The organism is Collimonas pratensis (genome assembly GCF_001584185.1).
Taxonomy (GTDB): Bacteria; Pseudomonadota; Gammaproteobacteria; order Burkholderiales; family Burkholderiaceae_D; genus Collimonas; species Collimonas pratensis.
On the sequence record NZ_CP013234.1, the window covers coordinates 3,116,259 to 3,139,602 of the forward strand.

Here is a 23,344-nt window from a genome sequence, read left to right on the forward strand (position 1 = left end):
CAACGAAACAAATGGCAAGTTATAAAACGACACTTAGTAACACCCTGAAATATATCCATACGCCAACATTATGATTGCATAACAATTGTCATAAAATATCCTGCATAAAAAAAATTTCATTGTTGAAATTTTGCAACGCAGCAAGTTTTTCTTGTAAGCAATGTTGACCGAGATTAATTTGAAGGGTAGTAATAAAACAACCAATCGGCATACCGCTCAAGTTGATTGAACTGCTCGAATGGCGGTACATAACCGCTGCGCCGAATCGGTCGCTCGGTAGATGCACTATGCAGCCCCATAATGCCTCCGTCAGGAGCGGAAATCAGCACCCAATCAGCCTTGCCAACCGGATCTGGGTAAGCTGTACGCAGATAACGACGTGTATCCGGATAACGTGGATCCTTGAGAAGTGCATCCAGAGTTGGAGGAAAGCGCTTTTGACCAGGCGGGGTAGATTCAACGTACAACTGGATGGCGGTGCGATATTGTCGACCAACATCAAGCAGGCGCTGTTCTGCGGCACGGCGAGCGACCAAGGCGCTGGTGGTAGCAACGGAAGACGTCAGCAAGGCCACCATGGCAAGAAATATCAGGAGCGCCAACAGCGCAAATCCTTGTTGCCCTGGCGATGCCATCAGAACGTGTGGCCTAGGAATAGTGCGTTGAATCTTTCTCATGACGCTATAACTGCCCGAACGCAACGCCGTCATGAGTGGCCCCAGAAGCTCCGCTGTGCAAATCAAACAACTTGCCTGATTTGACATCCTCCGGGGCGATCAGTATCCACGTGGCAGCGCTGCTCGTGATGGGATCGAATGGCAGCGCACGCAAGTATTTTTTGCTGACCAGTTCGTCAAGATCGTCTGGATAGTGCCCTGTGTCAGCATAATACTGATCAATAGTCTTGCGTACGACGCGAAGGTTCTCCTTCAGGATCACTTCCTTCGAGTAATCAAGACTATGAAAATATTTCGGTACCGATATTGACAATAGCAGCGCCACAATCGACAGGACAACCAGCAATTCGATCAGCGTAAAACCCAGCTCGGAATCTGGCCGCACATTGCGACGGAAAGTTTGGCGCATGTTGATTACCATTTTCGATATGCGATGCCATTGAGGCCGGTTGCACTCGACAGTGAATAGACATCGAATACATCCGCACCTTCAGCGGGCGCGTCCGGCTCACTGGCATAGCTTCGCTTACCCCACGTGTCTGCATTTGAGACTGACGGGTCCGACATCAGCGGGTCACGAGGAATGGCGCGCATAAAATATATCTTATGCTTGGCCGGATCACGAGCATCTTCGACACCACTGACCAGCACATCCAACGTTGCAGGGTAGCCGCTGGCGCCAAGTATGCGGGCTATGCGACCGTTGTCGTAGGCACGTTTGTAGTCATCGATTCCCATTCTGATTTCCTGCAACGCGCGCTGTAGCGCCACCTCACGCGTGCGCTGCACCTCGACTTGCGCCACTGGCAATGCAATTGTCGCCAGAATCGCAAGAATTGCGAGACTGATCAATAGCTCAAGTAATGTAAATCCACGAGGCCAGAACAATCGGCCGCGATGCACCAACATTCTGCCCAAGCGAGGGTTCGTCATGGCGCTGCCGTCACAGCAATGGTTTGTGTGGGAGGAGTCAACGTCAGCGGATTCCCGCCGACCACCGAAGGCGTGATCGACAGTACTTTGAGTTGCGTTGAAGAAGCCACTTTCAGCGGCGTGACATTTAGCGTAACCAACGCAGCCTGGCCCGTGGCGCCAACAGCAACGCTGCTGCTACGCGCGTCGCTCACGAAAATCTGACCAGTCGAGGCATCAATGCGTTGCGTGAAAGTGGTCGCAGTACCATCGGCGTTCAAAAACGTGCCTTCGGTTGCCTGATCGATCCGCAACGCCGTGGGATCGTAGCCGATGACGAGATTAATGCCGCTTACGCCTTGTCCGCTCGTCAAGACGAGCTGCTGTTGAGCACTGGTGCCAACAACTCCCTGTGCTGCCCGACCCACGCCAATGCGTTGGCACTAGCGACGCCGGGCACGCCCGCGCCATTGGGATCGGCAATTGCTCCACTGGCCGTATTTCCGGGATTTCCGACACCAACAGCACCTGCGCCATCAACAGCGGCATTCGCGGCGCCCCGCCATTCGCCCCCGTCGCACTTGTACTGGCGGCTCCGGTTGGCGCAGGTGACGCCGCAGGTACAACGCGTGTACTGCTATCTGACCTCGGGCTGAAGCCACCAGAGCCAACACCATGCATGCTCGATTCGGTACCACTCTGGAAGTCGAGCAGTTGCGCCGCAGGCAATGCACTGTTACGTATCAGATGTGGGGTGATCGACAGCACAATCTCCGTCTTGTTGTGCGTGCCGTTGTGACTAGAAAACAATCTGCCAAGATAAGGAATGTCGCCCAGCCCTGGGATCTTCGTCACGGTGTCGGTATCGTTGTCGTTGATCAAACCGGCCAATATCTGATTTTCGCCATCCTTTAATCGCAATACGGTCGAGGCAGAACGTGTACCAATCTGATAGGCAACAGTGCCTGCCGTCGTGGTGATCTGATTGGCGATATTACTCACTTCCAATGCCACTTTGATCGAGACTTCATTGTCGATGGTAATCACTGGCGTTACTTCCAGCTTCAGGCCGACATCGAGGTACTGGACGCTCTGCGAGACAAATCCCGTCGCAGTGGCCGTAGAGGTAATGTTTGGTACGCGATCGCCAATCAGGATCTTCGCCGACTCTCGATTCTTGACCCGAATGCGTGGATTGGCCAATAGCCGAATATCCGTATCGGTCGCGCTCAGGTTGATCGACAACGGATCGATCGTTGCTCCTGTGGTGCTGGTACTTGCATGTATCAGGTCCGCCAGCGTGACGGCGCCGCCACTGGTCGATGCGAGAGGCGACAGCGAAAGTTTAGTTGGATAACTGACACCAACATTTTTGAGCAAATTGCGATTGACCTCCAGGATTTCAACTTCCAGCATGGTTTCTGGGGTCGGCAAATCGGCCATGGAAACAATTTTTTCAGCCATTTCGATGGCCTCGGGCGTGTCACGCATGATGATCATGTTTTGATTCTTGTCGACCACCAGGTCACGCGTCTTGAGAATTGTTTTTAAAGTGTTCGCCAATTGTTCGACATCAGCATTCGCTGTGTAAAACGTATGGACACTCAACGCCTGGTAGTCTTTCTGTTTTGCAGGCAGGTTCGGATAGATCATGATCGCATTGCGGCCGATGACACGTTGTTCCAGCTGATTGGTCATCAGCACGACATCAAGTGCGTCCTTAATCGTCACCCTTTTAAAAATATCGAGGTCCGCTGATCACTCTTGATATCCTTATCAAGCACGAAATTGATATCCGAAGTGCGCGATAGTACTTCGAACACCTGCTTGAGCATTGCGTCCTTGAATTCAATCGATAGCTTGCGATTCAGCGCGGCCTGCAATTCGGGATCCATCGCCGGCTTGGATGCTTTGTCCATCACCGCTTTCATGAGACGTCGAGCGGCATTGTTGTAAGGGTCTTCGGCCAGTACGGAGCGTGCTATGCGAGTGGCTGCATCGTAATCTTTGGCATCAAAGGAAAATTGTGCGTCCAGCATCAGCTTTGCCAACTGTCCATCACGATCAATTTTTTCCAATTCAGCAGCAGCACGGCGATTATCAGGATCAAGTACCAGAATCCTGCGTAACAGCTGCGTACGCTCAGCTGTTGATGTTGACATCGATTGCTGGCTCAGCCAACGGTTGATGGCACGCTCGCGCAGACTAAGATAAGTTACTCGTAGCTGCGCATCCTGCGGATTCCTATTTAATGCTTCCTGCAGTTGCGCCATGCTGTCTTCAATACGCCCTTCATCGAACGCTTTGCGAGCACCTTGTTGTATCGCGATCTCACCGCAGGCAGAAATCGATGCAATCACGGCGACGAGTACAAGGACGCGGCTACCCGTTTGCAATAGGGTAGTAGCAAACGGTAAAACGGCAAGAAAATTAGAACAGCGGATGCGGCCGAAATTCATGGAGGTCATTCAATCTGAAGGGAGGATTGCTCATGCGTCGGCAGATACTCAAAGGTAATTGTCGATGCTGTAATGGAGACAACTTTATAATCATCGCCAACGACATCAGATGCCTTGACGATGAAGGTGTTGTCATTTTTTTCCAGAAATACGGCCCAGCCTTTTCCGCTGTCCTGCTTACCCAGATACTTAAACGGTAATTCGCGCGGGGCTTCCTGGACAGGTGCTGTGCTAGCTACCTGTATCGGCGCAAAGGAATGCGCAGCAAACAGATTTGCACGGGGTTCGGTCACACCACGCCCAATCAAAGACTCGCGCGGCAGTACAGCCAATAACATCGCTGGCGTCGTCGCCGCTGATACTTTGCCGCCGGCAGTTTTACTGACTACGGTAGCGGTAGCGGAAGATTGGACGCTATTGTGCGGATCTCGCACTACCGCAGGCGCAACATCTGCGCTTGGCGCACGGTCTCCAAACACTGCTATCGCGGCGGCGCCCAATAGCAGCATGGCAAGAATCCAATGGCGCCGCGTCATCGCTTAACCTCGGTTGAAGGGACGATCGCGGAGGGTAATTCTGTCGCGTCAATCACCCCATGCGATACAGGATTAGCTGTCAACAGTGACGTAGCCGGCTTTATTCCGATTGTTTCTAACGAGGTACCCGGCGCAGTTGGCAACAAATACAATGTGAAGCGTACCTTTGCTTCGACCCCATCTGTTGCTACGGCCTCACGCCGGAACGCAATAGCATCCAGTGATGCAAACGGCAGCTCCAGCAGTACATCTTCGCAAAATGCCTGCAACGCCGGATATGCACCTTTTACCGGCAACGTTACTTCATAAGTTAGAAAACCGCCTTGTGGACTGCTTCCGACCCGGTACTCTCCTTCAGGTAACGCCACGGCGTGGTGATGCGCAATCGCAAAGATGGCCTTGATATAGTGTTCCGTACGTTCTGCATGGCCCAAGGTATCGGTGAATAGCTGTTGCCGCTGAGCTGTCTGGCGCGGGCCGTCCGCAGCGACCTTTGAGGCAATGTCCCCGCGTCCGTGGACCCAGTCGCGAACGTCTTGTGCTACCTGCTCACTATGGCGCTGCTCCCACGCCAGGCCGATTGTAAAATACGCAGTACCAAGCGCAAGCAACACCAAGCCAACCCAATGCAGCAGACCCGCCCGCCTGCAAGCGAGGGACAATTGCAATGCGATGTTACGTATCGAAAACGCTGTCATCGAAAAAGATTTCATTTCATCCTCTTTCCGTTGGCAGTCAGCGATAGCGTGACCGAAAAGCGAAGGACATTATTAGGATCCTGGGCATCCAATTGATGTCGTTTCATGCTCACTGCCGAAAAAACAGCTTGCTGTTTCAGGCTCGCCACATAGTCCAGCATCGCTTCCGGTGAAGCAGCCTCGGCTGTCAGGCGTAATAGTTGGTGTTCGGGATCAGGATCCAGCGATAGCAAAGCAATCTCCGGAGGCGTGGCGACTTCAATTGCATCGAATAAATCGCGCCATGGCAAATTTAAATGACTTACCGCCTCATTGATGGCTGTGACCTGGGGAGCACTTAATATCACGGCTGGCGCCCGATGGGCCACAGCCGAGGCAGCGTCCTTTTGTCGTTCTATAGTTAATCGCGTCTGCAGCCGTTGATACTGTCGCTGCCAGCCATTGGCGTGCCACAGTGCGCCAGCCGCTAACACTAGTCCCGATACCAGCAATGTCAGCCCGAAAGCGCTGCCACCCAGACGCTGGCGTCGAGATGGAGCGAAATCAATCGTCAACAACTTCACGCTACTGGCTCCTGTAACGGACTATTTGGACGTAACGCCACAATATTGACGTCACCAATACGCTGGCCGTGTAAGCTGTCGATTGCTCCGCCTGCTACCTGACTGACATACAGCGTCGGTGGCAACGGCCGGTCCCAGCGCAGCGATTCGCGCATCAACAACGCTTTCAACGCCTCGGTGTTTTCCGGGGGAGATCCTATTGATAAATTGACGGCCGTGATATGTCTGCCCGTACCGGCTGAGAGCAATAAATGCCGACTGCCAATCCTGGCAAACCAACTATCGGATTGACGCATACGATGTGCACAATCGTTCCAAATCCAGACACTTTCTGGCTTCACCCCTCCGGAGAACCAGCCGCCAGTTTTTAAGCCGGACAACAATGTCGTCATCAATACGCGCGGCACGGCACACACCAGGAAAGGTCGGCCAACAGCCCAATCGGCTTGCATGACCCAGTCTGCCGCCTTGTCACCGAACAAGGTCGCAAAGCGCAATGTGGCAATCGTCTGTAGATCGGTGAAACTATTCACCTGCTCGGGCGGCGTCACGATGAAATACCGCGTCAATCGGTCGTCGATACTGATAGGCACTTCCCGACCGCGCGGCACATGCGCAGACAGTAATTGCTGCAAACGAGGCTGTAAAGTGGATGCAGCAATCTGAGCGACATAGGCAACAGTCGCGCACACTCGCCACGAGGTCTGCCGAGCACGTGTCGTCAACGTCAAGGTATCGACGCCCAGCATTAGCTGGAAGCGGTCAGGATTGAAGCGTGACACGTTTGACCTCTTCTAATGTGGTGACTCCTCGCCGCGCCAAATCCAGCGCGACTTCACGCAGGCTGCGGGTACCGTGCCGGGCAGCAGCGTCCTTAATCTGGCGTACCGGCGCCTTTTCGACAATCAGCTCACGGATTTCATCGTTGAGAGACAAGATTTCTGCAATCGCCGTGCGACCTTTATAACCAGTACCTCGACAATCACCACAGCCCGTTCCTGCACGCAAGCGAAACCCGCTGACATCAATCGTCGACATCCCCAGACGTTCGAGTTGTTCCACATCAGGCGCGACATCAACAGCACAGTGCGGGCAATTATTACGTACCAGTCGCTGAGCCCATATGCCATTCAAGGCGGAAACGAAAGCATATGGATCAATGCCCATGTGCGTAAAACGGCCAAAAACGTCGAATACATTGTTGGCATGGACAGTTGTTAGCACCAGGTGCCCTGTGAGCGCCGATTGCACCGCAATCTCTGCCGTCTCACGGTCACGAATTTCGCCCACCATGATCTTGTCCGGGTCGTGACGCAAAATCGAACGCAACCCGCGCGCGAAAGTCAGTCCCTTCTTGTCGTTGACAGGGATTTGCAGAATACCGGGAAGTTGATATTCGACCGGATCCTCGATCGTAATGATCTTGTCGCGACCGTTATTCACTTCGGTCAACGCGCCATACAATGTGGTAGTTTTGCCAGAACCGGTGGGTCCCGTCACCAACAACATGCCGTAGGGTTCATCCGCCAGCCGACGTAAGGTACGTAGCGATTGCTCATCGAACCCCAGCGCTTCCAGTGATAGGGAACCATAGGATTCAATCATCGCGCGTTTATCTAGAATCCGGATCACCGCGTCTTCACCGTGGATGCTCGGCATAATCGACACGCGCAAATCTATATCTCGACCACTGGATTCAACCCGAAAACTGCCATCCTGTGGGGTACGGCGCTCTGAGATATCCAGTTCGGCCAGGACTTTCAGACGCGAAATGACTTGCCCAGCCAATTCACGCCCACCAATTGAGCGTGCATGATCCAATACGCCGTCGATGCGGTATTTGATGGTGAGGCCTGATGTCGTACTTTCGAGGTGAATGTCGGAGGCAGCAGCCTTCAGCGCGTCATACAGGGTCGAATTAACCAGCCGTACTGCAGGGCTGGCGGCGACATTGAGCGACGCAAACGACAACACCTCCGCCGAACGCCCATCGCGGTCGCCATCACTTCCATCGGCGACGATGTTATCGACCGCCCGAACAAATTGTTCCTGTTTACTTAAATAAGCCTGAATATCAGCCCGCAGCGCCAGATGAAACGACAGCGGTTGCGGGCAACGAGCGCTGAGCCACGTCTGCAAATCAGCATCGAATGGATCGCCGATAACGGCCAAGACACCGCCAGCCTGTTCTAACAGTACAACTTGCCGCTGCATGGCATCGGCCAGCGATAATAGAGAGAACAAAGGCGTCGTCAGATCCATGTCGGCAGTTTCTATCACTGGCCAACTGAACATGGCTGCCAGTGCAGCCACCGCTGCACGCCCCTGCTCTGGATAAAGCTCTTCAATCTCGGCCATGACCGATCGACCAGCCGTTCGCGCAGCAGCGCGCAAGTCTCGCAAGATGGCGGCATCAATCAACAATCCGGTCTGCGGACTCGGCATTGCTGCCACATGGTTGGCCTGCGGCATAAACGCCGCCGTCAATGCGACAGAAGTGGGATCAAGGAAGGTCATTGTAATGTCGTCGCCAAGTCAAAAATCGGCATATACAGCAGGACGACGATGCCCCCCACTACAAGCCCGATGATCATCATCAAAATCGGCTCGAATGCCCTTGTAAAGCGATCGATGAAGCGCGTGATGTCGCCTTCGTAGAAATTCGAAGCCTGGATCAGCATGTCGCCAAGCTGACCTGAACGCTCACCAACACGCAGCATTCTGTAAGAAATGGCGGTCGTCAGCTGACACTCCTGAAACGAGTCAGAAAACAATGCGCCCGATTCGATGGCGGCACGTGCCTGCTGCAAATGCATCAGTACGCGACGCGAAACAACGCCCTCGCTCATCGCCAATGCAGAGACAATCGGAATGCCGCTTTCTAGCAACATGCCTAGTGTTAAATATAGGCGGGAAGTTTCATAGAGGCGTATGCGTACCCCCACACCAGGCAGTCGCGCGGCTAAGCGCGACAATGCACCTGTGCGCGACAAGTGCCAGAACGATCCGCCTACTAGCGCCACCAGGAACAATGTTGTTCCACCGACGACAGCTGTATTGGCTGACACGAACGCACCAAATTTCAGCATCAATGCCGACATAAAAGGCAGTTCCCGGCCTGTATCTTGATAAATGGTGGCGAACCGTGGCACCACGTATCCACCTAAGAAAGCCGTCACGGCAGTTCCGACCAGCAATAGAATCGCCGGATAGATCGAGGAACTGATGATTTTGTTACGCACAACATCAACACGCTGCTGATAGGCGACATAACGTGCCAATACGGATGGGATATCACCGGTGCTTTCCGCTGCCTTCATCAACCCAACCAGTAGCGGCGGGAAGACATCAGGCAGAGTGGTCAATGCGTCGGAAAAACGAGAACCGTCTCGTATGGTGTTGATAAGACGTTGTAGAACAGTGCGCGATTCGCTGGCAGCATCCTTTTCGATCAACCCTTCCAGCGCCTCCATCAATGTCAGACCGGCAAGCAATAGAGCATGCAATTCCTGGCAAAACAACAGCACCGAGAACTGGCGTCGGCGCCATCGTAACCCCGACATGCGTTGACCAATCGCTTGCAATGTAACGATCTGCAGAGATTGCCTTTCCAGCTGACGCCGAGCGTCCGCCTCGCTAGCCGCCTCAATGGTCAGGCGCGATAGTTCGTTTGCCGGTGACAGAACACGGATATCGAATCGCATGAAAAGAACGTCGAGGTAGTCGTTGGATACAAATGATCGGCTTACGGCAGCACAATATCGGCGTCTTCGCCTGTACCACCTGGCTGTCCATCTTTGCCATAACTGACTATTTCCATATCGCCACGCGCGCCAGGAGTCCGGTACAAATAGGGATGTCCCCAGGGATCGAGTGGAATGGCGGTCTTCATATAGGGTCCATTCCATTTGGCGGCATCGTTCGGCGGCGCTACCATGAGCGCTTGCAATCCCTCTTCATTCGTTGGATAACGTCCTACATCCAATCGAAAAGTGTCCAAGGCCTTGTCGAACGCATCCATCTGGCTTTTAGCGACCGTCACTTGCGACTTACCAACCTGAGAAAAATACTTGGGCCCAACGTACGAAGCAAGCAGCCCAATAATCACCAACACCACCAGCAACTCCAACAATGTAAAGCCGCGTACCCGCCGGAGCAGCGAGAACAAGCGTGCGTTTGACGAGGTGAAAGAGTATCGGATAGGCATGGCACTCAAAAAGAGAAAGATCAAAAGGTGGACGAAGGTATGGCGTGAGCGGCTTTATCAGGACTGGCCAGGCAATCGATAAGTCTTACCGCCGGTGACCGGAGGCAGCATCTGTTCTGCCACCCGTGAGGCTTTTCGCTGTGCCTCTGTGGGCATCAATGCTTTCAACGACTCGGGACTGCTGGTCAGCGATTCGAGGAACGTAATTAAATCCTGCCGCTCAGGCGGTGTCAGTAATAATGGATGTCCCTGCTCATTACTGCGGTAAAACACCTCCAAATCGACTGCCTCAGCCAGCGTTTTAACGCTACCGTCGTGCATGTAAGGCGCCGTCATCGCAACATTGCGTAAAGTCGGCGTGCGGAATGTACCAATATCTTGCGGCTGCAGCGTCACCACGAAACGCCCCAACTCAGCAAAATCATCATCCGTCAACACAATATCGTCGATGGGTACACCGCGTAATTTTTCGGCCGACAATTTTACGGTCAACTCGGCAAGACGCGGCGCGATTTGGTTCAAACCGACTGACAATGCGTGAAATTCGTTATCGGTGAAGAGCGCATTTCCTTTATCAATCGTGTGGCATTTGACACATGCCGCCGCACCGACGAACAGCTTGTAGCCGCGCAACGCCCCCTCCGACATCGCATGCGCATCGCCACCATAAAGATATCGGTCAAACGGCGAGTCACCGGCTATTAAGGTCTTTTGGTAAGTCGCCAACGCGCTCACTACACGATCGATCGTGATATCGCTCGCCGAGCGCGCGTCGAAAACACGCTTGAAATCCGCCAGATAATCCTTATCGCGACGAATCACCGCCAGCACGGCCTCATGATCCGGCTGTCCCATTTCTCGCGGATTAACCAGTGGTCGCAAGGCCTGATGCTCAAGTGTATCTTCGCGACCATCCCAGAACTGGGTCGGGTTATAACCGACGTTCAACAAGCTTGGCGCGTTACGGGTGCCCACTTTATTTCCCACGCCACGCGACACGTCGAGGCCGTCAGCAAAGTACTTGTCTGGTTGATGGCAACTGCTGCAACTATGCAAACCATCAGCGCCCAATCTGTTGTCGTAGAACAGCTTGGCGCCCAAACTTACCAATCGATCGTCCCTGACTGGAGCGCTGGAAGATATTGATGCCCCTGATGAGGAGGGAGATGGCGGCAAGCCAAGTAAGCGGTTGAGGCCCGATTGAACGGTAACGGGAGAGTTTTGCGAGTAGGCCACCGGCAAAGAGACGCTTAGCAAACAAACTAGTCCGACAAGCACGCGACGGCCACAAATTTTTCCGAAGATGTTCATGCTTCTCGCGCCGCCGCTTCTCAACTCAGGCCATGCCTTCTCTTGCGCATACGCGGCGAAAATAAGGAAAACCAAGATTTTTTAGTTAGACATGTAGCTTTTGGCTACAAAAAGTGGGCAAAGTTTATCATGAGAAACTTGCGGAGATGTAAATTTTACCCATAGGGAATGTTGTATGTAGACAACAATTTTACTACAAACAATGCCACATAATTATGAACTCAGCATTTTGCTTAATCACCCGACTTTCGTCGTCCCCATTTTCACACAGCGCAACTGACAGAAAGACGCAATCAAGTTTTTATTGGCAGTTTCGTCTTTACTCGGACTCGTATGGGCGTAAAAACCTGATTTTAAGTTTGACCTCGGGAAAACGGTAACCTCGGTAACTTGCCCGATTCTCCCTTGGTAACTATTTGATTTATATAGGATTAGGTGGTTACCATTCAAAGGTAATCTTTGGTAATGGAAAAGGTAACCCCACTCTAAGTCTTTGATATGTATAACTATTATTTTTATTTATATTACCTTCTACTATGGTAACCAGATTACCCCAAGGTTACCCCGACGTTACCTTTTATCAAAACCTTCAAAGCCTTATATTACAAGGCTTTACGACCGATTTTTAAAAAAGGTTACCAAGGTTACCGTTTTCCCGAGGGGGTCTAATTATTAGCGACCATTGCCCCTAGACGAAATAGTCGGCATTTTTCATTGGTATTTCGTGCCTGTCACTATATGGTCAACTCATGTTTGTCGACCATATTGATACAAAACGACCGCAATTTCTGTAAGCGAGTGAATGCACGTCATGGCCCTTCTTATGGTCTGAATTTTGGAACTGACGGAAAGCCGCTGATACGGAATTAAGACGACGTGTCAAGAAACCAGTTGTTATGTTGAGAATATCCCATTGAATTAACAAGATGATTAAATCTGCGACACCGAACTATAGTCGTAGCGCGAATTTGTTTCTAAATAACGACAGATTTTTAGTGTATCTTGAGCCTTCTATGACTTTTTTAAAAATCATTTACGCAATCCCCAATTTTTACGACAAGAACAGATAACTCATTGATTTTAAATAAAATTGATTTCCGGCCTCGGGCACCAAATACTAAAAGGCTCTCAGCGATGAGAGCCTTTTTCATTATTTCCGCCATACCTCAGAATATTGTAGTATCGCTGGTATTGTGGATTACCTTTTGACAATCAATTGCTTGGGGTAAAATGAGAAATGGTTTGCTCACACTCGCTGTGATCGTTTCGGCCAGCGGCTGCGCCACGCCGCCAATTCCGATTAACAGTGCTCGCTCGGTACCGATGGAGCGGATATTCCGTGCCGATGCGCTGCCGCTGGCAAATAGCGCCCGCGCTGTATTTGTAAGGGATGGCGGATCCTCTGGCGCCGCAGCATACCAGCAGCTGTACATCGACGGAAAAAAAGCGGCCTCGTTGAATCCGGGTGAAAAAATCGAATTCATGCTCACGCCGGGCCAGCATGTTTTCGGTGCCCTGCCGGCTGACGTCTTTAACACTCAGTCGCTCAGCACGATCAATCAGGACCTGAAGGCGGATCAAACCTATTTCTACCGCATTCAAACGGAAGGCAACTCCTTGCGCGCAACTGTCCAGCGATTTGTGCCGGCCTATCAATAGGCCGGGCCGGCGTTGACTTTGCATCCTGCCGCTTCCGGCCGCAGAATCCGGAATGGTTTACGCCGTTGGACCGAACGACAAAATGCCGGGCAACAGCCCGGCACTTGACCTGCATCTACTGCTTACTTGGCGGCGACAGTAATGGCCGATGTGTCAACGCTCTTCACGCCCTTCACTTTTCCAGCAATATCCTTGACGTGGTCGATCGCATCCTGGGTTGCCAGTGCACCGCTCAACACCACTACGCCGTGCGTCGTCTTCACGCTGACGTCAAATCCCTTGCTGACGCTATCCGCCAGAATCTCGGATTTCACCTTGGTGGTGATCCAGCTGTCGGACACCACCCGCTTGGTCTTGGTCACGCTCTTGTCGACCTTGTCCGCAGCCACCCCGTTGGACGGTGTGGTCAGGTTGTTGTCGACGCTCTTGACCCCCTCTACCTGCTTGGCGACCGCTTCCGCTTTAGATTTTGCGCTCGCGCTGCTGGCGGCGCCATCCAGCGTCACCACGCCGTTGGTAGTGGTCACACTGACGTCGGACTTGCCCATGCCGTCTGTCGTCATCAGCTTGGCCTTGATGGTCGTGGTAATCCCGGCATCTGTCACCGTAGCGCCGACGCCATCGCTGTGCGCTTGCGGTGCGGCGGCATCGGCAGCCATCGCAGCAGGGCCGGCAAGGCTCGCACCGAAAGCCGCAACGATCAGGACGTTGCGAAGGGATTTTTTATAAAGGAATGATGTATTCATATGGTTTCTCCTGTGTGTTGTCTGCAGCGCTGACCATGCAAGAATGCACATCAGCGAGACCCAGGCAGGATGAAAGACGGCTATGCCGCCCTCTGCTGCCCATGGAACCTTAAAGTCCATGGCCAGAGTCTGCCGCAGCAGGCCGGCATTGTCAGTTCGTTATCGCACATAGGAAGGCAGATACGCCAGATCGCACAGGTAATCCGGCGGCAGGCTAGCCCGCCGCCGGAGACAGGGCAACGCTGCGCGTCGCCCCCAGGGACATCAGGCGTTGCGCCATACAGAAAATAAACAGCAGGACGCCAATCACGATTTTGGTCCACCAGGAACTGAGCGTGCCGTCGAATGCAATCAAGGTCTGGATCAACCCCAGGATCAACACGCCGGAAAGAGTACCTGCGACATAGCCATAACCGCCAGTCAGCAAGGTGCCGCCGATCACCACTGCGGCGATCGCATCCAGTTCAGTGCCTTGCGCATGCAGGCCGTAACCGGACAGCATATAGAACGAAAACAAGACTCCCGCCAGCGCCGCGCAAAAGCCGCTGAATGCGTACACCAATACCTTGGTGCGCCCCACCGCCAGGCCCATCAGCAATGCCGATTGCTCATTGCCGCCGATGGCGTAGACGGCGCGCCCGAAGCGAGTGTAGTGCGCAATATAGATGGCCAACGCCAGCATGATCACGGCGATCAGCACACTGGGCGAGATGAAGGCGCCGAACACGCCGATCCTGGCCTGCGACAGCGTCACATACAAAGGCTGGTCGATCGTGATGGAATTGATGCTGATCAGGTAGCACAGGCCGCGCGCCAGGAACATTCCGGCCAGGGTAACAATGAATGCCTGCAGCTTGAAATAATGGATCAGTGCTCCCATCAAGGCACCGAAGCCGCTCCCGATCAGGAGCACGCAGGCAATCACCAGCAGCGGCGGCCAATGCCAGTACTGCAGCAGGTAGGCCGAAATCATGGTGGTCAGCGCCAGCACCGAGCCGACTGAGAGATCGATGCCGCCGGACAGGATCACAAAGGTCATGCCGATCGCAATCACCAGCAGGAAGGCGTTATCGATCAGCAGGTTGAGCACTACTTGCAGGGAAAAGAAGCCAGTGTAGGCGACCGAACCGAGGCCGAACATCAGCAACAGCAAGACCACCGTCACCATCGACGTGAAATAGGGAGACGCCAACAGCGCGCGGAATGTTTTCATGACTCTTTTCCGGTTGAACGGCGAACTTTGGAGCCGGCGCCAAACAGGCGCGGCATCAGATGGCGGAACTCCTTCGATTGCGAGAGGCAGACCGCAAACACCACCACTGCCTTCACCACCATGTTCACTTCCGGCGGCACGCCCATCGAATAGATCGTGTATGTCAGCGCCTGGATGATCAGTGCGCCGACCACGCTGCCGGCCAGACTGAACTTGCCGCCGCCCAAGGACGTGCCGCCGAGGGTCACCGCCAGAATGGCGTCCAGCTCCATCAGCAAGCCGGCATTATTGGCGTCCGCGCTCTTGATGTTGGAACTGATCATCAACCCGGCCAGGCCGGCGCAGGCGCTGCAAAACATATAGACGAAGAAAATCAGCGCCGCGGTGCGGATGCCGGCCAGCCGTGAGGCCACCGGATTGATGCCGACCGCCTGGATGAACAGGCCCAGCGCGGTTTTTCGCATGAGCATGGCCACCACCAGAAAAACACCGAGGGCGATGTACAAGGAAAACGGCAGACCGAACAGATAGCCGCTACCCAGATAGAAAAACGGCTGGTAGTAGACCGTGATGATCTGGCCGTCGGTCAGCAGCTGCGCCAGGCCGCGGCCGCCGACCATCAGGATCAAGGTAGCGATGATCGGCTGCAAGCCCAGCGAAGACACCAGGAAGCCGTTCCAGACCCCGCACAGGAGCGCCGCGCCCAGGGCGGCCGCAATCGCCCATGCCATGGGTATGCGGCTGGCATACTCTTGCACGCCGCCGTGCATCTGCAGCGTGCCGCCGATCAGCAAGGCCGCAACGGTGCCGGAAATCGCCACCACCGCACCGACCGAAATATCGATGCCGCGGGTGGCGATCACCAGGGTCATGCCAAGCGCAGTCAGTATCAATGGCGCGGCACGGTTGACGATATCGATCAGGCTGCCATACAGGTGGCCGTCTTTCCACTCGAGCCGGAAAAATCCCGGAATCATGAAGAAATCCACAGCCAGCAACAGCGCCAGCGCAGCCAAAGGCCGAAACAGAGGATGCCGTACAAAACTCGAGAGTTGTTCCATCAGAGCGGCAGGCATGGCTGCCGGCGGCCGCGCTTCTTTGCCGGCGTCCTGGTCCAGGAGAATGCTCATGCGCCCTCCCCGGCGATCACCTGCAACACCGAATCCTCGTCCAGTTCACCACGCAAGTACTCGCCGCAAGCCTTGCGGTCGCGCAGCACCAGCATGCGGTCGCTGACCCGCAACACTTCGGAAATTTCGGAGGAAATGAAGAGTATCGCCATCCCCTTGCGGCACAAGGCAATGACATGTTCCATGATCTCCTGCTTGGCGCGGACATCAATGCCGCGCGTCGGCTCGTCCAGGATCAGCATGGCCGGGTCGGTAGCCAGCCAGCGCGCCAGCAGGGCTTTCTGCTGGTTGCCGCCCGAGAGCGAACCGATTGGCGTTTCGATATCCGCCGTCTTGATGCCCAGCCATTTGACATAGTCGCTGGCCAACGCCTGCTGCCGCCTGCGCGGGATCACGCGCAGCAATCCGGCCCTTGCCTGCAAGGCCAGGACGATATTTTCCCGTACCGACAGTTCCAGTATCGCGCCTTCCTTCTTGCGGTCTTCGGAACAGAAGCCGATGCCGGCGGCGATTGCGTCCCGCGGCGAATGGAATTTTTCGACTTTCCCCTTTATCTGCAGCGTGCCGCTGTCGGGCTTGTCGGCGCCGAACAGCAAGCGCGCCGTTTCGGTCCTGCCGGAACCGAGCAAGCCGCACAAGCCCAGCACTTCGCCGCCGCGCAGATCAAGGTCCAGCGGCGCCAGTATGCCGTTCCGGCCCAAGCCCCTGGCCTGCAGCACGGCGGTCTGGCCACTGTCCACCTGCGGCTCGGCGCGACCGTCAGCGGCATCCAGATTGGGCGACGACGAGGTCTGGCTGCCGACCATCTTGTTCACCAGGTCCAGCCGGCTGAGCTGGCTGGCCAGGTATTCGCCTTCAAGCTGGCCATTGCGCAAGACCGTAATGCGGTCGGAAATTTCGTAGGTCTGTTCCAGGAAATGGGTCACGAACAAGATCGCCATGCCCTGTGCGCGCAGCTTGCGCAAGACTTCGAACAGCAGCTTCACCTCGGCGTCGTCAAGACTGGAAGTAGGTTCGTCCAGAATCAATACCTTGGCTGAAATGCTCAAGGCGCGTGAGATCGCCACCATTTGCTGGATCGCCAGCGGATACCTGGAGAGCGGCGCCGCGACGTCGATCCTGACATGCAGTTCGTGCAACAGCTGCTGCGCCTGCTGCTGCATGGATTTCCAGTCAATGGCGCCGTATTTTTTCGGGTAGCGGCCGATGAAGATGTTTTCCGCTACCGACAGGTTGGGGCAAAGATTGACTTCCTGGTACACGGTGCTGATGCCTAGGCTTTGCGCCTCCAGCGTCGAGCGCGGCTGCACCGGCTGGCCATGCAAGAGTATCCGCCCGCTGTCGGGCGTATAGACCCCGGTCAGCACCTTGATCAGGGTCGATTTGCCGGCGCCGTTCTGCCCCATCAAGGTGTGGACTTCGCCGGGATATAGCCGCAGGGCGACTTCATTGAGCGCTGTCACGCCGCCGAACGCCTTGCAGATGCCGCTTAATGTCAGGGCCGGCGCACCGCTGCCCTGCGCCTCGCCGTTAGTGCCGATCTCCGTTTTACTCATCCGCCTGCGATCCCCAGATGCTCAAGCAAGACGGCGCGCTCAGCGCACCATCATGAAAAATAGGACGGCGCGCAAATCGCGCCGTCATCCGGATCGTCCGTTCAGTACTTGCGGTTCGGGAATTCCTTGGCGGCGACTTCCGCCGGGAATACGCTTTCCTCGGTGGTAATCCGCTTGGGCACCGTCTCGCCGGCGACAACCTGCTTCGCCACCTTCATCAGCTGCGGGCCGAGCAAGGGGCTGCACTCCACCGTGACATTGAGCTTGCCGGCCATCATCGCTTCAAACGCGCCCTTGACCCCATCCACCGAGATCACCAGGATATCCTTGCCGGGTTTCAGGCCAGCCTCTTCGATGGCCTGGATCGCGCCTATCGCCATGTCGTCATTGTGGGCGTACAGCACATTGATTTTCTTGCCGTCGGTCTTGAGGAAGGCTTCCATCACTTCCTTGCCCTTGGCGCGGGTGAAGTCGCCGGACTGCGAACGGATGATTTTCAGATGCGGATTGGCGGCGATGATCTCGGCGAAACCGCTCTTGCGGTCGATCGCCGGCGCCGAACCGACCGTGCCTTGCAATTCGACGATGTTGATATCGCCGGCAGGCATGCTATTGGCACGTTCCAGCAGCCAGCGGCCGGCGCGGCGCCCTTCTTCAACGAAATCGGAACCGATGAATGTCACGTACAGCGACTTATCCTTGGCGTCGACCGCGCGGTCAGTGAGGATCACCGGAATCTTGGCGGCTTTGGCTTCGCCCAGCACCGTGTCCCAACCGGACTCGACCACCGGAGAAAAGGCAATGACGTCGACTTTTTGCGCAATGAAGGAACGGATCGCTTTCACCTGGTTTTCCTGCTTTTGCTGCGCGTCGGCGAATTTCAGCGTGACCCCGGCCTGCTTGGCCGCATCCTTGATCGATGCGGTATTCGCGGTGCGCCATTCGCTTTCAGCGCCAACCTGCGAAAAGCCCAGGACCAGCGGCTTTTCAGCATAAGCGCTGCCAGCAATCCCGAATCCAAGGCCCATGCAAAGCGCCGCACCCAATACCGTTCTGCGTGTCATTTTCATTGCTGTCTCCGTTTTTATGTTTGTGTTTTGACCAGATAAAATGTGTGAAGAGCGCGACCATCCTAGGGCGAAATCCGATCCTTTTCAAATGAATTATTTTCAGTTTCAGATACGCGTTTAGGTATCGGCTGGCCGGCGGGCGCTTGTTTACGGTCGACGAATTTTGGATAAAAAAAAGCCCGCTAACTTTCGTTGCGGGCTGAATCCAAACCTTGAGAGGTGTTGGAGGAGACAGGATCACCATATCGCAGCGCAGTATATCCGTCTGCTTGATTGTTGTGATATCTGGTATTCACTGTACAAATACTAGTTTGCGGGTGTTTGCGCGTTGCATCAATAATCATGAGGCCAAGTGCTGTCGATGGCGTTCGGAGGTTGTCGACAGCAGTCGGATTAATTCTCCCGCAATCGGAATTTTCCGAACTGCAAATCGGATACGCCCTGTCGGGGAAGAAGTAATTGATGCCTGCGTCGCAGATGACCCACTTCACACTCGACTAGCAAGAAACGCCTCGTAGCAGCGCTTGATGTCACCATCAACGCAAACGACCATCAAGTGATGAAGCAATTTCACAGACCAGAGGATGAAAAGCGCTCCCTGGTAATAATTCCCGAATCGGATTACGACGAATGGCTGGAATGCACTGATCCAGAGCGCGCCAGAGCATATTTGCAGCTTTATCCTGCCGAACTCATGAAGGCAAGGCCTGTACCGAAACCCACAAAAGTCCGTCACGTCGAGTCAAGCGGTACGCTTTTCTAAGAACCGACTATGAATTTACTTTCAGGCGACCGGCAACACATCCTTAAAGGCCTACGTTTCCGGCACCTACTTCTTACATCTCGTCAGTAAGAAGATTTCTCACATCGTCTCTGTCAAGCATCGCTAGGATGCCGTGCTGACCATGTAGGATGATTTTTGACTTGCTGCTGTCATCAATCCATATCACCTGCTCATAGACCCTCTCAGCAAGCTCATTGAGCTGTATCCAGACTTTCATATGTAACCCCTCCTCTTTGTTGTGAGATTTCAATTTACCGCGCCAACTCCGTGATTAAAAGGCGCATCCTGAGGCATTGACAACAGGGCAATATTTATGCTAGCATCCGCCTCGCAGTAAAAATTCAAAGCAATACGTCATTTGGCGCACTCATCTGTCAGGCCCTTAAAAAGCCCCTAAGAAAGTGCGCCTTTTTGCGTTCTGCATCCGGTAAATATTTTGATGGGAGGTTTAACTTATGAATAAGGAGTCGCCGCAAGACAAATACATCAGCGTCAAACAGGTATCAGAGATTCTGGGGATTGGAGTTTCGACGTGTTGGCTTTGGATGAAGACCAAGCCAGAGTTTCCTAAGCCAATGAGGTCAGGAAAGAGATATACAAAATGGAGCTTGAAGAGATAAACGGATTTGCTGCAGGCTAGATGAACCCAAGACCAGCAATTCATCGACAGAAAGAAAAACGGGTAAGTCATTGAAAAAATAAGAATAACTCTTATCAGCCAACAACTTACCCATATATTCTTGGAGGAGGCGGTGGGAGTCGAACCCACGATACAGGTTTAAGCCCATATGCTTCCTTAGCAGGGAAGTGCCTTCGACCACTCGGCCACGCCTCCAAACTTAAACGGCTTTAACAACGCCGCGTTAAGGACACGAATAATAACTTTTCATAGGGCATCGGTCAATAACGCTATGCCAAATTAACAGCTTTTTTTGAAAATTTTTTAAAAACCCTCTGAAAACCTGCTGCGTGACCCGCTCTCGGAGCAAATCAGCGCAGCAGCACTGCAATTTCCAGAGATTTGCGCGGTTTACGCGCTTTCCAGGCCGAAAGCCTTGTGCAGAGCGCGTACCGCCAGCTCCATGTACTTCTCGTCGATCAGCACCGAGATCTTGATTTCAGAAGTCGAGATCATCTGGATGTTGATGCCCTCTTCCGACAAGGTGCGGAACATTTGGGAAGCGATGCCGACATGGCTGCGCATGCCGACGCCGACTACCGATACCTTGGATACCTTGGCGTCGCCGGTGATGCTGGCGGCGCCGATGCTGGCCTTGACCTTCTCGTTCAGCACATCCATGGCCTTGGCGTATTCGCCGCGCGGCACGGTGAATGTAAAGTCGGTCTTGCCGTCCACCGACTGGTTCTGGATGATCATGTCGACTTCGATGTTGGCGTCGGCGACAGCGCCCAGGATCTGGTAGGCGATGCCAGGACGGTCAGGCACGCCGAGCACGGTGATCTTGGTCTCGTCGCGATTAAACGCGATGCCGGTAATGGTGGCTTGTTCCATCTTGGTATCTTCCTCAAACGAAATCAGGGTGCCGGAAACTGCTTCTTCTTCCAGCGGCATTAATGGGTCAGTCAGCGACGACAGCACACGGGTCGGCATCTTGTAGTTGCCGGCAAATTCAACCGAGCGAATCTGCAGCACCTTGGAGCCGAGCGACGCCATCTCCAGCATTTCTTCAAACGTCACCGTGTTCAGGCGACGCGCATCGGAGACCACGCGCGGATCGGTGGTGTAGACGCCGTCGACGTCGGTGTAAATCAGGCATTCCGCTGCCTGCAGCGCTGCCGCAACCGCTACCGCGGAAGTATCTGAACCGCCGCGGCCCAGGGTGGTGATGTTGCCGAGCTCGTCGACGCCTTGGAAACCGGTGATGATCACGACCTTGCCGGCATCCAGGTCTTGCCGCACCTTAGTGTCGTCGATCGAACGGATGCGTGCCTTGGTATGAGCCGAATCGGTCTTGATCGCGACTTGCCAGCCAGCGTAGGACACGGCTTGCTTGCCGATGGCTTGCAGCGCCATCGCCAGCAGAGCTACCGAAGCCTGTTCGCCGGTGGAGGCCAGCATGTCGAGTTCGCGCGGATCGGGCTGAGCGCTAATTTCCTTTGCCAGGCCCAGGAGGCGGTTGGTTTCACCGGACATCGCGGAGGGCACCACGACGATTTGGTGGCCGGCGTCATGCCATTTGGCGACGCGCTTGGCGACATTCTTGATGCGCTCGGTCGAGCCCATCGAAGTGCCGCCGTATTTGTGGACGATTAAAGCCATAGGGTGTGTTTTGGGTGCGGGAAGCGGACGTAGTGCAAGAAAAATAAAAAATCAACCCTTTAATGTACCCGCAACAGCTGATTATGACAAGTGGATTACTGGCAAGAAAATACAGATAACGTTTATACGTCGGATTGAATATATTGACTCAGCGGCAACAGATCCGATTGCCAACGCAGCGCGATGCGCGGGCCGGCTTCAGTCGCCAGCACATGGCAATCAAAGCCGATGCCGGCCGCAAACAAGACCTGCTTGCCGCTGCGCACCAGGGGCAGCCGCTCGCGCTCCCAAGGCGGCACGTCAAAAGCCTGGTAGTGATATTTCAGGCTCTTGGTGGGCCGGTTGAACGCCAGCTTGAGCTTTTCTCCGCCGGAGCGGAACTGGATCTGCAAGGCTTGCTGGCGCAGCCAATCGGCGCTGACGCCCTGCTCCGCCGGCTCGAAATGCATGACGCCGCCGAAAACCGGAAAGGCGATTTCGGTTTCGCCGTTCCAACGAAAATCCTGCGGCTCGATTTCGGAACGGTCGACATCGTCGCGCGGCGTCAGGAACACGCGGTTACGGTGGCGCCGGATATGGCAGTCCGGGTGAGTTACGCACAACTGGGCGTCTGCTTTCGCTTCCAGCAGCTGCTGCCGCATTTCGCTCAGCCAGGCGCTGGACGGCATGCGCAGATGATGCAGGCCGAACCAGTAGCGCAGCAGGTTATCGATACGTTCCGGCTTGAGCAAGCGCAACTGATCCATATTCAGGCAGGCGCCGTCGGCGCACAGCGCCATGTCTTGCGCCGCCAGTTCGACCAGCAGCTTTTGCGTGGTCTGCATATGGCCGGCGCTGCGCGAGAAGCGCTCCTGGAAGCCAGGAAAATACTGCGCCAGTACCGGCATCACCTGCTGACGCAAGGCATTGCGGGCATAGCGCGGATCGTGGTTGGATTCGTCTTCGACATAGCTCAGCTGTTGAGCCGCGGCGTACTGCTCCATTGCCGCGCGCGATACTTTCAGCAGCGGGCGCACCATCAACAGGCTGGCGTCGCCGAGCAGGCTGGGCGCCGTATTCCAGCTGTCCATGCCGGACAGGCCGGCGGCGCCGGAGCCGCGCAGCAGTTGCAGCAGCACGGTCTCGGCCTGATCGTCGAGGTGGTGAGCCGTCAGCAGCAGCGGCGCCTGGTGCGCGCGGCACAGGTCGCCTAGCGCTGCATAGCGGCTGTTGCGGGCCGCTTCTTCCACACCACTTTTTTCAACGTCGCGCAATGCGATGCGCTGCGCGTGGAATTCGATGCCCAGCCGCGCGCAGGTCTCCGTGCAATGGACTTGCCACTGATCTGCATTGGGACTGATGCCGTGATGGATATGAAAGGCCAGCAGCTTAACGCCATGGCTGGCAGCGTAGCGCACCGCCGCATGCAGCAGCACCGTGGAATCCAGGCCGCCGCTATACGCAATGGCCAGCCGCGCCGGCACCAGCGAACCGGCAGCGGCCAGCGCCGCCAGTGTGTTTTCTAAGTACGCATCGATACTTGGCGAATGAAGATGTGACACG

General features: G+C 54.8%; 24 protein-coding genes and 1 tRNA gene. 2 read left to right on the plus strand and 23 right to left on the minus strand.

Going from position 1 to position 23,344, the window contains the following annotated elements; genetic code table 11:
• Positions 1–173: 173 nt before the first annotated feature.
• The 14 genes from CPter91_RS26540 to CPter91_RS25765 form a co-directional block, all read right to left on the minus strand.
• Positions 174–710, minus strand: coding sequence for a type II secretion system protein (locus CPter91_RS26540; protein WP_167595172.1), 537 nt, complete (start codon positions 708–710; stop codon positions 174–176).
• Complete coding sequence (locus tag CPter91_RS13930; RefSeq protein ID WP_236905819.1) at positions 682–1,086, minus strand: type II secretion system protein; 405 nt, start codon at positions 1,084–1,086, stop codon at positions 682–684. Before CPter91_RS13930 ends, CPter91_RS26540 begins: the two co-directional genes overlap by 29 nt.
• 5 nt (positions 1,087–1,091) lie before the next feature.
• Positions 1,092–1,610 carry a type II secretion system protein gene (locus CPter91_RS13935; protein WP_236905820.1) on the minus strand — a complete coding sequence of 173 codons (519 nt, stop codon included), beginning with the start codon at positions 1,608–1,610 and terminating at the stop codon, positions 1,092–1,094.
• Entirely contained in the window at positions 1,607–1,963 is a 357-nt protein-coding gene (locus tag CPter91_RS13940; RefSeq protein WP_061941280.1) for a cohesin domain-containing protein, read from the minus strand. Before CPter91_RS13940 ends, CPter91_RS13935 begins: the two co-directional genes overlap by 4 nt.
• Positions 1,932–3,287, minus strand: coding sequence for a type II secretion system protein GspD (locus tag CPter91_RS13945; RefSeq protein WP_150119705.1), 1,356 nt, complete (start codon positions 3,285–3,287; stop codon positions 1,932–1,934). The genes CPter91_RS13940 and CPter91_RS13945 overlap by 32 nt, the downstream gene beginning before the upstream one ends.
• Before the next feature lie 29 nt (positions 3,288–3,316).
• Complete coding sequence (locus CPter91_RS13950) at positions 3,317–4,057, minus strand: tetratricopeptide repeat protein (protein WP_061941284.1); 741 nt, start codon at positions 4,055–4,057, stop codon at positions 3,317–3,319.
• Positions 4,054–4,557 (minus strand): hypothetical protein, encoded by a 504-nt coding sequence (locus CPter91_RS13955; RefSeq protein ID WP_150119706.1) that lies wholly within the window; start codon positions 4,555–4,557, stop codon positions 4,054–4,056. Before CPter91_RS13955 ends, CPter91_RS13950 begins: the two co-directional genes overlap by 4 nt.
• Before the next feature lie 23 nt (positions 4,558–4,580).
• A complete protein-coding gene (locus CPter91_RS13960; protein WP_061941287.1) occupies positions 4,581–5,297 on the minus strand; it encodes a hypothetical protein in 717 nt (238 codons plus the stop codon).
• The gene (locus tag CPter91_RS13965; protein WP_061941289.1) at positions 5,294–5,845 is read right to left on the minus strand and encodes a PilN domain-containing protein; all 552 of its coding nucleotides are present in this window, start codon (positions 5,843–5,845) and stop codon (positions 5,294–5,296) included. Before CPter91_RS13965 ends, CPter91_RS13960 begins: the two co-directional genes overlap by 4 nt.
• The gene (locus CPter91_RS13970; protein WP_150119707.1) at positions 5,842–6,627 is read right to left on the minus strand and encodes a hypothetical protein; all 786 of its coding nucleotides are present in this window, start codon (positions 6,625–6,627) and stop codon (positions 5,842–5,844) included. Before CPter91_RS13970 ends, CPter91_RS13965 begins: the two co-directional genes overlap by 4 nt.
• A complete protein-coding gene (locus CPter91_RS13975; protein ID WP_061946230.1) occupies positions 6,608–8,290 on the minus strand; it encodes a GspE/PulE family protein in 1,683 nt (560 codons plus the stop codon). Before CPter91_RS13975 ends, CPter91_RS13970 begins: the two co-directional genes overlap by 20 nt.
• A gap of 68 nt (positions 8,291–8,358) precedes the next feature.
• Complete coding sequence (locus tag CPter91_RS13980; RefSeq protein WP_061941292.1) at positions 8,359–9,549, minus strand: type II secretion system F family protein; 1,191 nt, start codon at positions 9,547–9,549, stop codon at positions 8,359–8,361.
• A 41-nt stretch (positions 9,550–9,590) separates the two neighbouring features.
• Positions 9,591–10,052 carry a type II secretion system major pseudopilin GspG gene (gspG, locus tag CPter91_RS13985; protein ID WP_061946240.1) on the minus strand — a complete coding sequence of 154 codons (462 nt, stop codon included), beginning with the start codon at positions 10,050–10,052 and terminating at the stop codon, positions 9,591–9,593.
• A 57-nt stretch (positions 10,053–10,109) separates the two neighbouring features.
• Positions 10,110–11,363, minus strand: a complete 1,254-nt coding sequence (locus CPter91_RS25765; RefSeq protein ID WP_150119708.1) for a cytochrome-c peroxidase — start codon at positions 11,361–11,363, stop codon at positions 10,110–10,112.
• A 1,242-nt stretch (positions 11,364–12,605) separates the two neighbouring features.
• Here CPter91_RS25765 and CPter91_RS14000 point away from each other — a divergent pair.
• Positions 12,606–13,022: a hypothetical protein gene (locus CPter91_RS14000; RefSeq protein WP_150119709.1), complete on the plus strand. Its 417-nt coding sequence runs from the start codon at positions 12,606–12,608 to the stop codon at positions 13,020–13,022.
• A 122-nt stretch (positions 13,023–13,144) separates the two neighbouring features.
• Here CPter91_RS14000 and CPter91_RS14005 read toward each other — a convergent pair whose 3' ends face one another.
• The 6 genes from CPter91_RS14005 to CPter91_RS26970 form a co-directional block, all read right to left on the minus strand.
• Positions 13,145–13,768, minus strand: coding sequence for a BON domain-containing protein (locus tag CPter91_RS14005; protein ID WP_061941300.1), 624 nt, complete (start codon positions 13,766–13,768; stop codon positions 13,145–13,147).
• 214 nt (positions 13,769–13,982) lie between these two features.
• Positions 13,983–14,981: a galactofuranose ABC transporter, permease protein YjfF gene (yjfF, locus tag CPter91_RS14010; protein ID WP_061941302.1), complete on the minus strand. Its 999-nt coding sequence runs from the start codon at positions 14,979–14,981 to the stop codon at positions 13,983–13,985.
• A complete protein-coding gene (locus CPter91_RS14015) occupies positions 14,978–16,057 on the minus strand; it encodes an ABC transporter permease (protein ID WP_061946241.1) in 1,080 nt (359 codons plus the stop codon). Before CPter91_RS14015 ends, yjfF begins: the two co-directional genes overlap by 4 nt.
• Positions 16,058–16,107: 50 nt before the next feature.
• Positions 16,108–17,667, minus strand: a complete 1,560-nt coding sequence (locus CPter91_RS14020) for a sugar ABC transporter ATP-binding protein (RefSeq protein ID WP_061941304.1) — start codon at positions 17,665–17,667, stop codon at positions 16,108–16,110.
• A gap of 101 nt (positions 17,668–17,768) precedes the next feature.
• On the minus strand, positions 17,769–18,737 hold the full coding sequence (locus tag CPter91_RS14025; protein WP_061941306.1) for an ABC transporter substrate-binding protein: 969 nt from the start codon (positions 18,735–18,737) through the stop codon (positions 17,769–17,771).
• 836 nt (positions 18,738–19,573) lie between these two features.
• Positions 19,574–19,738 carry a hypothetical protein gene (locus CPter91_RS26970; protein ID WP_167595173.1) on the minus strand — a complete coding sequence of 55 codons (165 nt, stop codon included), beginning with the start codon at positions 19,736–19,738 and terminating at the stop codon, positions 19,574–19,576.
• A 238-nt stretch (positions 19,739–19,976) separates the two neighbouring features.
• Between CPter91_RS26970 and CPter91_RS27745 the strand changes: the two genes are divergently transcribed.
• Positions 19,977–20,141, plus strand: a complete 165-nt coding sequence (locus CPter91_RS27745) for a helix-turn-helix transcriptional regulator (RefSeq protein ID WP_082792845.1) — start codon at positions 19,977–19,979, stop codon at positions 20,139–20,141.
• A 121-nt stretch (positions 20,142–20,262) separates the two neighbouring features.
• Here CPter91_RS27745 and CPter91_RS14030 read toward each other — a convergent pair.
• The 3 genes from CPter91_RS14030 to tilS all read right to left on the minus strand — a co-directional run bounded on the left by CPter91_RS14030 (position 20,263) and on the right by tilS (position 23,343).
• A tRNA-Ser gene (locus CPter91_RS14030) sits at positions 20,263–20,356 on the minus strand.
• Positions 20,357–20,551: 195 nt separating this feature from the next.
• A complete protein-coding gene (locus CPter91_RS14035) occupies positions 20,552–21,802 on the minus strand; it encodes an aspartate kinase (protein ID WP_061941307.1) in 1,251 nt (416 codons plus the stop codon).
• A 122-nt stretch (positions 21,803–21,924) separates the two neighbouring features.
• A complete protein-coding gene (tilS, locus tag CPter91_RS14040; protein ID WP_061941309.1) occupies positions 21,925–23,343 on the minus strand; it encodes a tRNA lysidine(34) synthetase TilS in 1,419 nt (472 codons plus the stop codon).
• Position 23,344 lies beyond the last annotated feature (1 nt).

Bases quoted from the DNA above. Each gene is read 5' to 3' on its own strand.
- CPter91_RS26540 (WP_167595172.1), bottom strand. From the start codon at position 710: ATGACGGCGTTGCGTTCGGGCAGTTATAGCGTCATGAGAAAGATTCAA.
- CPter91_RS13930 (WP_236905819.1), bottom strand. From the start codon at position 1,086: ATGCGCCAAACTTTCCGTCGCAATGTGCGGCCAGATTCCGAGCTGGGT.
- CPter91_RS13935 (WP_236905820.1), bottom strand. From the start codon at position 1,610: ATGACGAACCCTCGCTTGGGCAGAATGTTGGTGCATCGCGGCCGATTG.
- CPter91_RS13945 (WP_150119705.1), bottom strand. From the start codon at position 3,287: ATGACCAATCAGCTGGAACAACGTGTCATCGGCCGCAATGCGATCATG.
- CPter91_RS13950 (WP_061941284.1), bottom strand. From the start codon at position 4,057: ATGACCTCCATGAATTTCGGCCGCATCCGCTGTTCTAATTTTCTTGCC.
- CPter91_RS13955 (WP_150119706.1), bottom strand. From the start codon at position 4,557: ATGCTGCTATTGGGCGCCGCCGCGATAGCAGTGTTTGGAGACCGTGCG.
- CPter91_RS13960 (WP_061941287.1), bottom strand. From the start codon at position 5,297: ATGAAATCTTTTTCGATGACAGCGTTTTCGATACGTAACATCGCATTG.
- CPter91_RS13975 (WP_061946230.1), bottom strand. From the start codon at position 8,290: ATGCCGAGTCCGCAGACCGGATTGTTGATTGATGCCGCCATCTTGCGA.
- CPter91_RS13980 (WP_061941292.1), bottom strand. From the start codon at position 9,549: ATGCGATTCGATATCCGTGTTCTGTCACCGGCAAACGAACTATCGCGC.
- gspG (WP_061946240.1), bottom strand. From the start codon at position 10,052: ATGCCTATCCGATACTCTTTCACCTCGTCAAACGCACGCTTGTTCTCG.
- CPter91_RS25765 (WP_150119708.1), bottom strand. From the start codon at position 11,363: ATGAACATCTTCGGAAAAATTTGTGGCCGTCGCGTGCTTGTCGGACTA.
- CPter91_RS14005 (WP_061941300.1), bottom strand. From the start codon at position 13,768: ATGAATACATCATTCCTTTATAAAAAATCCCTTCGCAACGTCCTGATC.
- yjfF (WP_061941302.1), bottom strand. From the start codon at position 14,981: ATGAAAACATTCCGCGCGCTGTTGGCGTCTCCCTATTTCACGTCGATG.
- CPter91_RS14015 (WP_061946241.1), bottom strand. From the start codon at position 16,057: ATGCCTGCCGCTCTGATGGAACAACTCTCGAGTTTTGTACGGCATCCT.
- CPter91_RS14020 (WP_061941304.1), bottom strand. From the start codon at position 17,667: ATGAGTAAAACGGAGATCGGCACTAACGGCGAGGCGCAGGGCAGCGGT.
- CPter91_RS14025 (WP_061941306.1), bottom strand. From the start codon at position 18,737: ATGAAAATGACACGCAGAACGGTATTGGGTGCGGCGCTTTGCATGGGC.
- CPter91_RS26970 (WP_167595173.1), bottom strand. From the start codon at position 19,738: ATGAAAGTCTGGATACAGCTCAATGAGCTTGCTGAGAGGGTCTATGAG.
- CPter91_RS27745 (WP_082792845.1), top strand. From the start codon at position 19,977: ATGAATAAGGAGTCGCCGCAAGACAAATACATCAGCGTCAAACAGGTA.
- CPter91_RS14035 (WP_061941307.1), bottom strand. From the start codon at position 21,802: ATGGCTTTAATCGTCCACAAATACGGCGGCACTTCGATGGGCTCGACC.